Origin of the sequence: Flavobacterium amylolyticum (genome assembly GCF_048284335.1) — a bacterium.
Taxonomy (GTDB): Bacteria; Bacteroidota; Bacteroidia; order Flavobacteriales; family Flavobacteriaceae; genus Flavobacterium.
Window position 1 is genome coordinate 456962 of the sequence record NZ_JBLVPG010000001.1, and the last position, 14871, is coordinate 471832.

The window sequence follows — 14871 nt, forward strand, 5'->3', positions numbered from 1 at the left end:
TTTTGTCATTGTATATTTCCATGTTAGTCTTTACTATTGCTAAATGTTACAGTAAATAAGATCTGAATTTTAAAGAAAACAGGAACCTTAATTACAATACAGCAAAAAATAGTATTTTTGCCAATCGGTTGAAACTAATTTTTCAATCTTTAATCTTCAATCTTTAAATTACACACATGAAAGCATACGTATTTCCAGGTCAGGGTGCACAATTTACCGGAATGGGCAAAGACTTATATGAAAACTCCCCTCTTGCAAAAGAATTATTTGAAAAAGCCAATATAATTTTAGGTTTCCGCATCACAGACATCATGTTTGAAGGAACAGCTGAAGAACTGAAAGAAACTAAAGTAACCCAACCCGCAGTATTTTTACACTCGGTAATTTTGGCAAAAACCTTGGGCGCAGATTTCAAGCCAGAAATGGTGGCGGGACATTCATTAGGTGAATTTTCAGCCTTAGTTGCAAATGGTGCTTTGTCTTTTGAAGACGGACTCAGATTGGTTTCTCAAAGAGCTTTGGCAATGCAAAAAGCCTGTGAAATTAAACCATCCACTATGGCTGCTGTTTTAGGATTAGCTGACAATATCGTTGAAGAAGTTTGCGCTTCGATTGACGGAATCGTAGTGGCCGCTAATTATAACTGTCCAGGACAATTAGTAATTTCGGGTGAAACATCTGCTGTGGAAAAAGCCTGTGTAGCGATGAAAACGGCAGGAGCAAAACGTGCATTATTGTTGCCTGTTGGTGGTGCTTTTCACTCACCAATGATGGAACCCGCAAGAGAAGAACTGGCAGCAGCAATTGAGGCAACGACTTTCTCGACTCCTATTTGTCCGGTATATCAGAACGTAACGGCAAGTGCGGTTTCAGATCCTAATGAAATTAAAAAAAACTTAATCATCCAATTGACGGCTCCTGTAAAATGGACACAATCCGTACAACAAATGATACTAGACGGAGCAACTTTATTTACCGAAGTAGGTCCTGGAAAAGTATTAGCAGGATTGATTGGCAAAATTGATAAAGAAGCATTAACCGCAAACGCGTAATTAAGAGTCCCTAAGTATTTAGAAAATAAAAATCCCAAATTATCATCACGATAATTTGGGATTCCTATTTATATTGAATACTAAAAACGGAACACGTATTATTCTATGAACGAATCTTCTGTTCCCATTTCCAGGCACTTGCCATCGCTTCTTCAAGCGTAGATTGTGCTTTCCATCCCAAAATAGTATTCGCTTTATCCGTATTGGCGTATGCCGAAGTAATATCGCCTTCTCTACGTCCTACAATTTTGTAAGGTAATTTTTTACCGCTTACTTTTTCGAAAGTATGGATGACTTCTAAAACAGAAGTTCCGGTTCCAGTTCCCAAATTGAAGGTTTCTACTTTAGCTGTATTTTTTTTATTTAACAATCGTTGTAAAGCGATCACATGGGCTTTCGCCAAATCAACTACATGAATATAATCCCGCACTGCTGTTCCGTCAGGAGTTGGGTAGTCATCCCCGTATACTGACAATTCTTTTCGCAATCCAAAACCAGTTTGAGTAATAAATGGCACTAAATTCTGTGGAACTCCAATAGGCAATTCTCCTATTTCAGTAGAAGGATGTGCACCAATTGGATTAAAATAGCGCAATAAAATTGCATTGATATTGGTTACTTTAGTAGTATCAGTGATGATTTCCTCTCCAATTTGCTTTGTGTTTCCATAAGGGGACATAGCAGCTTGGATAGAAGCATTTTCGGTAATCGGCATGGTTTCGGCTTGACCATAAACAGTGCAAGACGAACTAAAAATAAAATTCGCTTCCGGTTTTTGCTGTAATTCCTGCAATACATATACTAATGCATTAATATTATTTTCATAATACAATAATGGATTTTCTACACTTTCCCCTACCGCTTTTGAGGCTGCAAAATGAATCACACCTGAAATATCTTGGTGTCTTTTGAAAAAATCCTGTACTTTTTCTTTTTCACGCAAGTCTAGTTTCTCGAAAGTAGGAACTTTACCCGTTATATTCTGGATTCCGTCTAAGACACTCAAAGAAGTATTTGATAAATTATCTACAACAATAACTTCAAACCCTTCGTTTTGCAATTCTACTACGGTATGAGATCCTATGAAGCCCAAACCTCCTGTTACTAGTATTTTCATATAATGTTGATTTATTAATTGGTTACACCGTAAATCGGAAAGCAATTACCCCGACAGCTATCAAAAGTGGTTATTTATTTAAAAACTCTAAAACACTATCCGTGATGAATTGAATTTGATCGTCCTCTAGTTCCGTGTGCATTGGTAACGAAAGCACTTCTTTTACCAATTGATTCGTTACCGGAAAATCTTCTTCTTTGTAACGAGAATGCGCATAAGCCTTTTGCGAATGCAACGGAATAGGATAATAAATAGCACATGGAATTCCTTTGTCCAGCAAATGTTGCATTAACCCATTACGGTCAGCATCAAGGATTCGTAACGTGTATTGATGAAAAACGTGACAATCACAAATACTACAAATACTGGGTGCAATTATATTGGCATGTCCTTCAAAAGCCGCCGTGTATTTTCTTGCTGCATCTTGTCTGGCTTTACTGTATTCATCCAATAAAGGTAATTTAACATTCAAAACAGCTGCTTGAATACTGTCTAAACGAGAATTGACACCTACTACATCATGATGGTATCGTTCGTACATTCCATGATTTACAATACCACGAAGTGTGTGTGCCAGAGCATCATCATTAGTAAAAATAGCCCCACCATCTCCGTAACATCCCAGATTTTTTGAAGGAAAAAATGACGTCGCTCCTACATGGCCTATAGTTCCTGCTTTCTTTTTAGTCCCGTCCGAAAACTTGCAATTGGCTCCTATAGCTTGAGCATTATCTTCAATCACATATAGATTGTATTCAGCAGCAATAGCCATAATCGCTTCCATATTAGCGGCACGGCCAAACAAATGTACTGGTACAATCGCTTTTGTTTTTGAAGTAATTGCTTTTTTAATTCCTTCAATAGAAATATTCATGTTATACAGATCCACATCAACTAAGACCGGTGTCAATTGCAGTAATGCAATTACTTCAACTGTCGCTGCAAAAGTAAAATCAGCAGTGATTACTTCATCTCCAGGCTTTAAACCCAATCCCATCATCGCAATTTGTAACGCATCGGTTCCATTAGCACATGGAATTACGTGTTTTACATCTAAATACGCTTCTAATGATTTTTGAAATTGATGAACTTGAGGTCCATTAATGTAAGCATTCGTATCTAGAACTTCCTGAATAGCTATATTAACCGTATCTTTTATTGTATCATATTGACTTTTTAAGTCAACCATTTGAATTTTTTTCATCGAAATTTTTGTTTAACGTCCGAAAAGTCAGAGCTTCTAAAAACAGCAAATACTTTCTTGAAACGAAGAACAAAAATAGTTATTTAATGAGTTTAAACCAATCAAATTAATATAAAGAAACCGTATTTTAGCCACAAAATTTTAAGGATGCTTTTTCTATATACTCTAATGGTTCAAATCGCCGGTTTTCTATTAAAAATCATTGCGCTTTTCAGCCCAAAAATGAAACTTTTTGTACAGGGCCGAAAATTGGTTTTTTATCTTTTACAACAAAAAATAAAGTCTACTGACAAAACAATTTGGTTTCACGCAGCTTCCTTAGGCGAATACGAACAAGGCCTGCCGGTAATTGAAAAGATAAAAGAGCAATTTCCTTCTCACAAAATAGTAGTTACTTTTTTCTCCCCGTCGGGTTATGAAGTGCGTAAAAACAACACTGTTGCTGATGTCACTGTTTATTTGCCTTTGGACACCCATAAAAATGCAAAAACGTTTTTAAAACTCGTTCATCCCGATTTAGTATTTTTTATTAAATATGAATATTGGCCAAATTATCTAACTGAACTCAAAAAATTAAATATTAAAACCTATTTAATTTCCGGCATACTTAGAAAGAACCAATTGTTTTTCAAATGGTATGGCGGTTTTTATAGAGACGCATTAAATACTTTCACATTCTTTTTTGTACAAAATGAAACTTCAAAAAAACTACTATACCAGTTGGGCAAAACCAATGTAATTGTTTCTGGAGACACCCGTTTTGATCGAGTTGCTGCAATTTTAGAGAAGGACAATTCACTCGATTTTATGTCTCAGTTTAAAAACAACACACCCACCATTGTCGTGGGAAGTTCTTGGCCAAAAGACGAAAATCTAATAGTACCTTTTATCAATTCGAACTCATACAAAATCAAATTTATAATTGCCCCACACAATATTAAAGACGAACAAATTCAGCTGTTAAAAAACAGCATCACTAAAAAAGTCGTTTTATTCTCTGAAAAAGACGGAAAGAACCTGGCTGATTATGACGTTTTTATCATTAACACAATTGGTATTTTGACAAAAATCTACAGTTATGCCGATATTGCCTATGTGGGTGGCGGTTTTGGAAATCCCGGAGTTCATAATTTATTGGAACCGGCAACTTTTGGCGTTCCAATACTTATAGGACCTAACTATTCGCATTTTGCAGAAGCAACAGCATTAGTGAATATGGAGGGATGTATGGCTATAAATACCCAAAAAGAATTAAAGGAAGCTATTACGAACCTAATCATGAATGATGATATCCGACATGAAAAAGGACACATCTGCAGCACTTTTGTACAAATGAATAAAGGAGCTACAACTATTATTTTAAAAACTATTTTGAATGATTCAATTTAAACCTTTAGCCCTTGCTGATATTGAAATTATTGTGCAATTAATGGAGGAATTTTATGCTATTGACAACTATCCCATTGCTGTTGAAGTTTCCAAAGCTTTATTTAAGGAATTTATTTCTAATGAAGACCTAGGTAGAGCCTGGCTCATTTTAGAGGACAAGGTGGTTGTAGGATACCTCATTTTGACTTATATCTTTAGTTTTGAATACCAAGGGAAAATAGCTTTCCTAGACGAATTATACTTAACCGAAAAAGCAAGAGGCAAAGGAATTGGTAATAAAGCCATTGCATTCATCAAAATTGAAAGTCACAACGCATCCTTAAAGTTGATTTACTTAGAATTGGAACAGCATAATGAAAAAGGACGAAAATTGTATCTTGCGAATGGGTTTGAATGCCACCACAGACAATTAATGAAATACAAAATCAAATAAAATTACACTCAAAATTTAATACCATGAAAATTTTAAAATTATTCCTACTCTTATTTATCATTCAGACGCACGCGCAGCAAGGCGGTATGTGGATTCCTTCGTTATTGAAAGGGATGAATGAAACCGAAATGAAAAATCTTGGCATGAAGATGTCAGTTAAAGACATCTATGATGTGAATCAATCAAGCCTGAAAGATGCCGTTCCGCATTTTAACGGCGGCTGCACTTCAGAGGTAATTTCTCCAAAAGGATTAATCTTAACCAATCATCATTGTGGCTTTTCACAAATTCAATCCCATTCCACAGTAGATCACGATTACCTAACTGATGGATTTTGGGCATACAAAATGGAAGAAGAATTACCAAACGAAGGCTTGACCGTAACTTTCATTGTGAAAATTGAGGATGTTACCGCATCTGTTTTAGCAGGAACTATGACGCTTGCAACTGAAACCGAAAAACAAAAGAAAATCCAAGAGAACATTACTACATTAAGCAATACTTTACCTAAGGAAAACTGGCAAGAAAACAAGATCCGTACCTTCTACGAAGGCAATCAATACATGCTTTTTGTTACCGAAACCTTTAGTGATGTCCGTTTAGTCGGTGCGCCACCATCGGCTATTGGAAAATTTGGTTCGGATACTGACAATTGGGTTTGGCCTCGTCATACCGGCGATTTTTCTTTGTTTAGAATCTATGCTGACAAAAACAATCGTCCTGCTGCCTACTCGAAAGACAATGTACCGTATACTCCAAAACATTTCTTACCGATTTCACTCGATGGCGTAGCCGAAGATGATTTTACATTGGTATTTGGATATCCTGGAAAAACAAATGAGTATTTACCCGCTGTTGCTATTGAACAAATTATTAACGAACTCAATCCTGCAAAAATTGAAATCAGAGACAAAGCCTTGAAAGTCGCAGATGGTTTTATGCGAAAAGACAAAGCCGTTAAAATCCAATATGCCTCAAAGTATGCCAGTATTGCCAATTATTGGAAAAAATGGATTGGTGAAACCCAAGGATTAAAAAAATCAAATGCCGTTGCTGTAAAGAGAGAATCTGAAAAAGCGTTTCAGCTGAAAGTAACAAAAGCCGGTAAAGAAAAAGAATATGGGACACTCTTAACTGATTTTGAAAAAAACTACGCAGAAATTGCTCCTTATGCACTAGCAAAAGACTATTTTACTGAAACAGTATTACGAAACACGGAATTACTGAGTACAGGTTATAAATTGTATCAATTAGAGCAAGTGTATAAAACCAAAGGAGAACAAGCATTTAAAGACCGAAAGAAGAATGTAATCACTGGGCTTGCTGATTTTTATAAAAATTTCAATGCCACTGTAGATCGAAATGTTTTTGAACAACTAATTGAACTTTATGTTGCGAAATCTCCAAAGCAATTTTTACCCCAACATTTGATAAAAGTAAATGCTACAAATTTAGCTTCGGAAATATATACCCAATCCAAACTTCAAAATTACGCTAGCCTAAAAGAATTACTGTCCGGTGATGCTCAAACCGTTTTAACAAAATTAAATAATGACGCTGGTTATAAACTTGTAAAAGAATTAGCAGACAAATACACCAAAGAAGTTGCCCCAAAATATGACGAAATCAATTTAAAGATTACAGCGTTGCAAACAACGTACATGAAAGCACAATTAGAATTGAATACTGAAAGATCCCTTTTTCCAGATGCTAACAGCACCTTAAGAGTCACTTACGGAAAAGTTAAAGGGTACGAACCTAAAGATGCTACTCTCTACACTCCAATAACGTATTTAGACGGGGTAATGGAAAAATACATTCCTGGCGATTACGAATTTGATGTTCCTAAAAAGTTAGTAGACTTATACAACACCAACGATTATGGACACTATGGTGAAAATGGTAAAATGCCCGTTTGTTTTATTGGGACAAATCATACCACAGGTGGCAATTCAGGAAGTCCTGCAATTGATTCAAAAGGAAACTTAGTAGGACTCAATTTTGACAGAGCTTGGGAAGGAACGATGAGCGATATCTATTACGACCCTAGTATTTGTAGAAACATAATGGTTGATGTGCGGTATATCTTGTTTATTATGGATAAGTATGCCGGCGCTACTAACTTGATAAACGAGTTAAAACTAGTTCACCCAAAGAAAAGTAAATTACTGAAAAAGAAAAACTTACACCGTAATTAGTCGAAAAACAGGACCTTGATGATGATATTAAACATTTATTAATTATTTACTTTAACTGGCACAATAATTGTAAATTGTTTCGACGTTGTCAAAAAATATTATTTTTTAAAAAAAAAATAAAAAAATATTTTACATATTAAAAAATTTATATCTTTGCCACGAATTAATAATTAACCTTTTATATTAAATTAAGATGAAAAAAGTATTTTTAAGTTTAGCTGCTGTTGCTGTATTAACTGTTGTATCATGTAAAAAAGCTGACGCTCCTGCTGAAGATTCTGCAACTGCTGTTGATTCTGCTGCTATGGTAGTTGATTCTGCTGCTATGGTAGTTGATTCTGCTGCTCAAGTTGTTGATTCTGCTGCTGCTGCTGCTACTGACGCTGCTGCTGTTGCAACTGAAGCTGCTACAGAAGTAAAAAAATAATTAGAACTCAAATTCTAAAAATTTTAAAGCCATCCGCTATGCGAGATGGCTTTTTTAATTTGTAGCACTTGCTCTTTCAAGAATCAAAGCTACAAAAATAAAAAAGAGAGTCGAGGCAATAGCCCAGACTCTCTTTTTTTATTTAAATTCATTTATAAATTTTAGTCACTAAATACAAAATTATTCGCTGAAAAATCCAATGTTTCCGACATTGATCCATAGCGTACAATTTCATCGATCCCTTTTTGCAAACGCAACGAAGTGGTGTATTTTCTACTTGTTGCAAAATGATTGCCTCCCGTCATTAATTTGAAATAGAATTTGCCACTGGAAGACTTAAACTTTAAAAAATCCGCGGTTTCAATTGACGCTTTAAACTTATCAATATCTTCTTCACACTCAAACTTTAGTTCATAACTCAAACTTGTAAAAACTATTTTCCCTTTTCTTGAAGTGAAAACAAATTTATACTCGTCGTTATATCTTTTACTAATTACAAAAGCCCCCATAACTTATCTTGAAATAAATTGTGTCATTAAAACCAATCACACAATGACGTTTTTAACCCCGCATCAAAAAACAACACAACTTTAAGTGATTTTAATAAGTGTCGTAAAATTTTAAATGGATTTATTATAAAATAAAAAAAGCTTCAAACATAGTTTGAAGCTTTTTTAGTACTCAGAGCGGGACTTGAACCCGCACGAACATTGCTGTTCACTGGATTTTAAGTCCAGCGTGTCTACCAATTTCACCATCCGAGCATTATGTGGTGTCGAGCGAAAAACGGGGCTCGAACCCGCGACCTCGACCTTGGCAAGGTCGCGCTCTACCAACTGAGCTATTTTCGCATTTTCAATTCTTAGAAAGAACCGCGATACTTGTTCTGTATTGCGGATGCAAATTTAAGACATTTATTGAATTACACAAGCCTTTTTTATAAAAAATTTACAGATAAAAGTTAACGTTCTGATAGCGTAAACTTTAAAATAAATAAAATCACCTTCTGGTCAACATTCTTTTAATTTCATTGAGTTTCATCAGCGCTTCCATAGGCGTAATGGTATTTATATCCAGATTTAAGATCTCTTCTTTAATTTCCTCTAGTAAAGGATCGTCTAGATTAAAGAAACTCATTTGCATTTCGTCCTTTGCAGCTTTAATTCCGTTCAGCGCATCGCTGGAATGATTCTTTTCTAATTTTTTCAAAAGCTTTTGTGCTTTCAAAATCACGATTTGAGGCATTCCGGCCATTTTTGCCACATGTATTCCAAAACTATGGGCACTGCCACCTTTTATTAATTTTCGAATAAAAAGCACGGTGTCTTTCAATTCTTTGACTGCTACATTAAAATTTTGAATTCTTGGCAAGGATTCACTCATTTCATTCAACTCATGATAATGCGTAGCGAACAAGGTTTTAGGTTGTGAGGGATGTTCGTGTAAGAACTCCGCAATAGCCCAAGCGATTGAAATCCCGTCATACGTACTTGTTCCTCTACCTATTTCATCCAACAACACCAAACTCCTGTCCGAAATATTATTCAAGATGGAAGCCGTTTCATTCATTTCGACCATAAAGGTAGATTCCCCCATCGAAATATTATCACTGGCTCCTACTCTGGTGAATATTTTATCCACAATCCCCATTCTCACGCTGTCTGCGGGAACAAAACTGCCCATTTGACACAAGAGCACAATTAATGCGGTTTGACGCAAAATAGCCGACTTACCAGACATATTAGGCCCCGTAATCATGATCAATTGTTGCGTTTCACGATCTAAGAAAACATCATTGGCAATGTAAGGCATGCCAACTGGCAATTGCTTCTCGATAACAGGATGTCTTCCGTTTTTGATTTCCAGTTCGAATGTTTCGTCTAGCTCTGGACAAACGTATTTATTTTCGATAGCTAATTGCGTGAAAGAACACAAACAATCGAGTTGCGCTACTAAATTAGCATTCATTTGAACCGGCTTGATATACGTAGCAATCCAGCTCACCAATTGTTCGAATAACTCTACTTCTATTTTATGAATTTTCTCTTCGGCACCCAGGATTTTAGTTTCGTATTCTTTTAATTCCTCAGTAATGTAACGTTCTGCATTGACTAAAGTTTGCTTTCGAATCCATTCTGTAGGAACTTTGTCTTTGTGCAGGTTTCTAACTTCGATGTAATATCCAAAAACGTTATTAAAGGAAATTTTCAAAGAGGAGATTCCCGTCAACTGTGATTCTCTTTTTTCAATTCCTTCCAAAAACGCCTTTCCTGAAATTGATATTGCACGCAAATCATCTAACTCTGCACTGATTCCTTTAGCAATCGCATTCCCTTTGGCAATAGCCACAGGCGCATCTTGATTGAGAACCGTTTTTATTTTTTCACGCAACAATTCACAACTGTGCAAACTGTCACCGATTACTTTTACTGCTTCTTGCGGACTATCTAAAGCCAACGTTTTTATTGGAATAATTGCATCTAAGGATTCTTTTAGATACACTACCTCCCGTGGCGATACTTTTCCGGCAGCAATTTTAGAAATCAATCGCTCTAAATCTGATATTTGCTTGATTTGATTCTGAATATTTTTTAAAACGACTTGGTTGTCTTTTAAATACGAAACGACTTGATGACGGCTTTGTATTTTATGACTGTCTTTCAAGGGTAATGCCAACCAGCGTTTTAATAAACGACCACCCATCGGCGAAAGCGTTTTATCAATTACATCGAGAAGCGTCACCGCGTTTGGATTATAACTGTGATACAATTCCAGATTTCGAATTGTAAATCGGTCCATCCAGACATAAGCATCTTCGGCGATACGCTGGATAGCTGTTATATGTTGTACTCTATTATGCTGCGTTTCGGATAAATAATATAAAATGGCTCCCGAAGCGATAATTCCTTCTTTCAATTCCTCGATACCAAATCCTTTCAAAGAAACGGTTTGAAAATGCTTGGTTAAGGTTTCAAATGCATAGTCCTCTTTGTAAATCCAATCCTCTAAATAAAAACAATGATAGTCGTCTCCAAAAATTTCCCGGAAATCATTTTTATTATTTTTTGGAATTAAAACTTCGCTTGGATTAAAATTCTGCAACAATTTATCAATATATTCTGCATTGCCTTGTGCAGTCAAAAATTCGCCGGTAGAAACATCCAGAAAGGAAATTCCTATACCTTTATTAGTAAAATAAACGGAGGCTAGAAAATTATTAGTTTTAGACTGCAAAACCTCATCATTCATTGAAACTCCTGGAGTTACTAGTTCCGTAACGCCCCGTTTCACAATGGTTTTAGTCATTTTTGGATCTTCAAGCTGGTCACAAATAGCTACTCGAAGACCTGCTTTGACCAGTTTAGGCAAATACGTGTTGAGGGAGTGATGCGGAAAACCTGCCAATGCCGTTTCCGTCTCTGAACCCGCTCCACGCTTGGTTAATACAATTCCTAAAATTTTAGAAGCACGAACAGCATCTTCACCAAATGTCTCATAAAAATCACCCACCCGAAATAATAAACACGCATCAGGATACTTCCTTTTGATCTCGTTGTATTGTTTCATTAACGGTGTTTCCTTAACTACTTTATCTTTAGATACCACTTGTTCTGTGTTTGAAAAAATTAAAAATATTGGGCGAATTTATAGATTTTTAAATAAACATGGAACCACTTCAAAAAATTAAACTATTTTTTTAAGAAAAAATTAAGGTGTAAATTCTAATTTTTATATAGATTTGTGTATATTTAAAAATTAAACACACATGAAAAAAATAATTGCGCTAGCTATGCTAGTTGTTTTAGGCGTTACGACTTCTAATGCACAAGAAACATCAAAAAAATTAAAAGCAACCAATACCAGAGTCGCTGCTGCAAAAGTAAATGGCGCAGGAATGGTTTTTGTAAGTGAAACTATTGACTACGGTACCGTTGCTTATAACTCTGACGGTCGTAGAGAATTTGTATTTACTAATAATGGTAACAAGCCATTAATCATAACTAATGCTCAAGGTTCATGTGGTTGTACTGTTCCAACGTATCCAAAAGAGCCTATCGCTCCAGGAGCAAGAGGAGTAATTGGAGTAAAATACGACACTTCAAGAGCAGGTCAAGCATTTACAAAAACAGTAACTTTGACAACTAATGCTGTTGTTCCAACCAAAACACTTACGATAAAAGGAAATGTTTTAGCTGCTGATTCTTCAAAAAGCTAAATTTTAACTAAATTGACAAAAAAGCTTCCATTAATTTAGGAAGCTTTTTTTTTGAATATTTTACAACCTATGAGAAAGCTTGAAAACAGCGAATTGGAACGAAAATCCATTGAAGCTTTTAAAAAATCAGAAAAAACTCCCCTAATTTTAGTATTGGATGATATCCGAAGCTTACATAATATTGGCTCTGTTTTTAGAACTGCCGATGCCTTTTTGATTGAAAAAATATATTTATGTGGCATCACTGCAACCCCTCCTAATAAAGAAATTCACAAAACAGCATTAGGAGCTACCGAAACGGTTACATGGGAACATCATGAAAACGTACTTGCTGTCATTGAAAAATTAAAAACAGAAAATGTAATGACTCTTGCCATAGAACAAGTAGAAAGTGCCGTTTTTCTTCAAAATTTTGAAGTTGTTGAAGAAAAAAAATACGCTTTAGTTTTTGGAAACGAAGTCTATGGTGTTTCTCAGGAAGCGGTTGCACTGTGTGATGGCTGTATCGAAATTCCACAATTAGGGACCAAACATTCTTTAAATATCTCAGTGAGTGCCGGCATTGTGGTTTGGGATTTATTTCAAAAGATGAATTGGGCAAAATAGAAATTTAAAAAAAGTAGACACCGCAATACCGTAACGTATGAGAATTAGTACTTTCTTGAAAATAACAATCGTTTTTTTATCATTTATACCAAGGGCTACGCATTCCGCTATTCCTTTTTTTAACGTTAATAAAAGCAGCTTTGTCACTCCACAAGAAACATTAAAATCATCTGTTACAGCAATTGCTCCCAGAATTACAGCGACAGGCAATCAAATTTACTGTCCGGGAACTTCTTTAAACATAGTAACCGATGTAACCATAACTGGCTCTGATGCATCTGACATCGGTACTGAAGCTATCTACGTTCAAATTTCTTCAGGTTATGTTAATGGACAGGATATAATTCAATTAGCCAATCCAACATTCCACCCTACTATTAATTCACAATGGGATTCACTTGAAGGTAAACTTAAATTATTCAGTGTAATTCCGGGAACAAAAGTACGGTACACTGACTTTGTAAATGCTATACAAGATGTTGTTTATAGAAATTCCTCGGCAACTCCATCTGGCACCAGAAACTTTTCAATCACTCTTGGACAAGCTAATTACTTACCTAGAAACGGTCACTACTATCAGTACATTTCAAACCTTGGCATTAGCTGGAATGCGGCAAAAGTAGCAGCTGAAACGAGCACGTATTTTGGACTTCAAGGATATTTAGCAACAATCACCGCCGCTGATGAAGCGCAATTAGCAGGAGAACAAGCTGCGGGAGCGGGCTGGATTGGGGGCAGCGATGCTGAAACAGAAGGGCTATGGAAATGGGTAACGGGACCAGCAGCTGATAGAGTAACTTTTTGGACCGGAGGCGTAAATGGCTCAAGTACTAATTTTTCCTTTTGGAATACTAACGAACCGAACAACAGTAATGGTATAGAACATTATGCACACATAACTGCACCAGGCATTGGTAGACCTGGCTCTTGGAATGATTTACAATTAAACGGCGATGCAAGCGGAAATTATCAACCCAAAGGGTATATTGTAGAATACGGTGGAATGCCTAGAGATCCAGTTCTTGAAATTTCGACCAGTACCACAATAACAATTCCTCAAATAATAGCAACAAGACCTGCATCAAGATGCGATTCAGGCACTATTACACTTCAAGCAACCGCTACTGGCGGAACCGTAAATTGGTATGATGCGGCAAGCTTTGGGAATTTATTACACACCGGCACTACGTACACAACCCCATTTTTAAACACAACAACAACCTATTATGTGGATGCAGGATGTACTTTAAACAGAACTGCAATTATAGCCACTATAGAAACAATCCCTAACATAACATCAACTAATACGCCAATTTCAAGATGTGGAGCAGGAGACGTAACACTTCAGGCAACCACTAATATTGGAAATATAAACTGGTATTCGAGTCTAACCAGCAGCGCAATCATAGGAACTGGAACAAGTCTAAATGTCCCAAATATCACTCAAAATACAACGTATTACGCAGAAGCCATAAATAACGGGTGTACTAATAGGAATCGAATGGCTGTTGACATTATAATTTACAACCCTCCGGTAGTTACTGATCAGGAATTAATACTTTGCAAGTCCGTCAGCTTAACTCTTGATGCAGAAATCTCAAATATGAATTATACCTGGTCCACGGGTGAAACTACGAAGACAATTGAGGTAATTACTCCTGGTATTTATAGCGTAAGCATAACAAATAATGCCAACTGCAGCAGTACCAAAAAAATCGCTGTACTGGAACATGATACTCCAGAAATCGACAGAATTGACGTCAATGAAACTACTGTTGTAATTTATTTAAAAAACACAAAAGACTATTTTGAATATTCTGTTGACGGGAATTCTTATCAAAGTTCAAATGTGTTTTTCAATGTATCGACTGGTTTGCAAACCGCGTACGCAAGAGAAGTAAATTCATGCGGTAGCGATAGCGAGGCATTTATAGTATTGATCGCTCCGAAGTTTTTTACACCAAACAACGACTCCTATAACGACGTCTGGGAAGTAAGAGGATTGATCAATTATCCTGAGGCAGAAGTAACCATCTTTGATCGCTACGGAAAATTAATCACAAAATTAAACGCAGCGAAGCCCTCTTGGAACGGTACCTTTAATAAGAACCTACTACCCGCTTCGGATTATTGGTATGTTTTAAAAATTGATGCTGACAGTCCTGAAAAAAGAGGACACTTTTCATTAAAAAGATAATTTGAACGACTTATAATACCAGAATTGTTGCA

General features: G+C 36.1%; 12 protein-coding genes and 2 tRNA genes. 8 read left to right on the plus strand and 6 right to left on the minus strand.

The window, feature by feature from the left end:
* Positions 1-176: 176 nt before the first annotated feature.
* Positions 177-1052: an ACP S-malonyltransferase gene (gene fabD / locus ACNQF9_RS02050; RefSeq protein ID WP_417989528.1), complete on the plus strand. Its 876-nt coding sequence runs from the start codon at positions 177-179 to the stop codon at positions 1050-1052.
* Between the two features lie 103 nt (positions 1053-1155).
* Here fabD and galE read toward each other — a convergent pair whose 3' ends face one another.
* Both galE and ACNQF9_RS02060 read right to left on the minus strand, forming a co-directional pair.
* Positions 1156-2169 carry a UDP-glucose 4-epimerase GalE gene (gene galE / locus ACNQF9_RS02055; protein ID WP_417958599.1) on the minus strand — a complete coding sequence of 338 codons (1014 nt, stop codon included), beginning with the start codon at positions 2167-2169 and terminating at the stop codon, positions 1156-1158.
* Between the two features lie 70 nt (positions 2170-2239).
* Entirely contained in the window at positions 2240-3373 is a 1134-nt protein-coding gene (locus ACNQF9_RS02060) for a DegT/DnrJ/EryC1/StrS family aminotransferase (protein ID WP_417989529.1), read from the minus strand.
* 147 nt (positions 3374-3520) lie between these two features.
* Between ACNQF9_RS02060 and ACNQF9_RS02065 the strand changes: the two genes are divergently transcribed.
* The 4 genes from ACNQF9_RS02065 to ACNQF9_RS02080 all read left to right on the plus strand — a co-directional run bounded on the left by ACNQF9_RS02065 (position 3521) and on the right by ACNQF9_RS02080 (position 7820).
* Positions 3521-4762 carry a 3-deoxy-D-manno-octulosonic acid transferase gene (locus ACNQF9_RS02065; protein WP_417989530.1) on the plus strand — a complete coding sequence of 414 codons (1242 nt, stop codon included), beginning with the start codon at positions 3521-3523 and terminating at the stop codon, positions 4760-4762.
* Positions 4749-5195: a GNAT family N-acetyltransferase gene (locus tag ACNQF9_RS02070; protein ID WP_417958602.1), complete on the plus strand. Its 447-nt coding sequence runs from the start codon at positions 4749-4751 to the stop codon at positions 5193-5195. The genes ACNQF9_RS02065 and ACNQF9_RS02070 overlap by 14 nt, the downstream gene beginning before the upstream one ends.
* A gap of 23 nt (positions 5196-5218) precedes the next feature.
* On the plus strand, positions 5219-7393 hold the full coding sequence (locus ACNQF9_RS02075; protein ID WP_417989531.1) for a S46 family peptidase: 2175 nt from the start codon (positions 5219-5221) through the stop codon (positions 7391-7393).
* A gap of 193 nt (positions 7394-7586) precedes the next feature.
* Entirely contained in the window at positions 7587-7820 is a 234-nt protein-coding gene (locus tag ACNQF9_RS02080; protein ID WP_417958604.1) for a PG1828 family lipoprotein, read from the plus strand.
* A 161-nt stretch (positions 7821-7981) separates the two neighbouring features.
* Here the strand turns inward: ACNQF9_RS02080 and ACNQF9_RS02085 are convergent, their stop codons facing one another.
* The 4 genes from ACNQF9_RS02085 to mutS all read right to left on the minus strand — a co-directional run bounded on the left by ACNQF9_RS02085 (position 7982) and on the right by mutS (position 11426).
* Positions 7982-8329 (minus strand): DUF1508 domain-containing protein, encoded by a 348-nt coding sequence (locus ACNQF9_RS02085; protein WP_417989532.1) that lies wholly within the window; start codon positions 8327-8329, stop codon positions 7982-7984.
* A gap of 169 nt (positions 8330-8498) precedes the next feature.
* Positions 8499-8584 (minus strand) — tRNA-Leu (locus ACNQF9_RS02090).
* Positions 8585-8598: 14 nt separating this feature from the next.
* A tRNA-Gly gene (locus ACNQF9_RS02095) sits at positions 8599-8671 on the minus strand.
* A gap of 148 nt (positions 8672-8819) precedes the next feature.
* Positions 8820-11426 (minus strand): DNA mismatch repair protein MutS, encoded by a 2607-nt coding sequence (gene mutS, locus ACNQF9_RS02100; protein ID WP_417989533.1) that lies wholly within the window; start codon positions 11424-11426, stop codon positions 8820-8822.
* Positions 11427-11586: 160 nt separating this feature from the next.
* Here mutS and ACNQF9_RS02105 point away from each other — a divergent pair, with 160 nt between their 5' ends.
* The 3 genes from ACNQF9_RS02105 (at position 11587) to ACNQF9_RS02115 (ending at position 14839) form a co-directional block, all read left to right on the plus strand.
* Positions 11587-12036, plus strand: coding sequence for a DUF1573 domain-containing protein (locus ACNQF9_RS02105; RefSeq protein ID WP_417989534.1), 450 nt, complete (start codon positions 11587-11589; stop codon positions 12034-12036).
* Positions 12037-12105: 69 nt separating this feature from the next.
* Complete coding sequence (locus ACNQF9_RS02110) at positions 12106-12642, plus strand: RNA methyltransferase (RefSeq protein ID WP_417989535.1); 537 nt, start codon at positions 12106-12108, stop codon at positions 12640-12642.
* A 37-nt stretch (positions 12643-12679) separates the two neighbouring features.
* Complete coding sequence (locus ACNQF9_RS02115) at positions 12680-14839, plus strand: T9SS type B sorting domain-containing protein (protein WP_417989536.1); 2160 nt, start codon at positions 12680-12682, stop codon at positions 14837-14839.
* Positions 14840-14871: the final 32 nt, after the last annotated feature.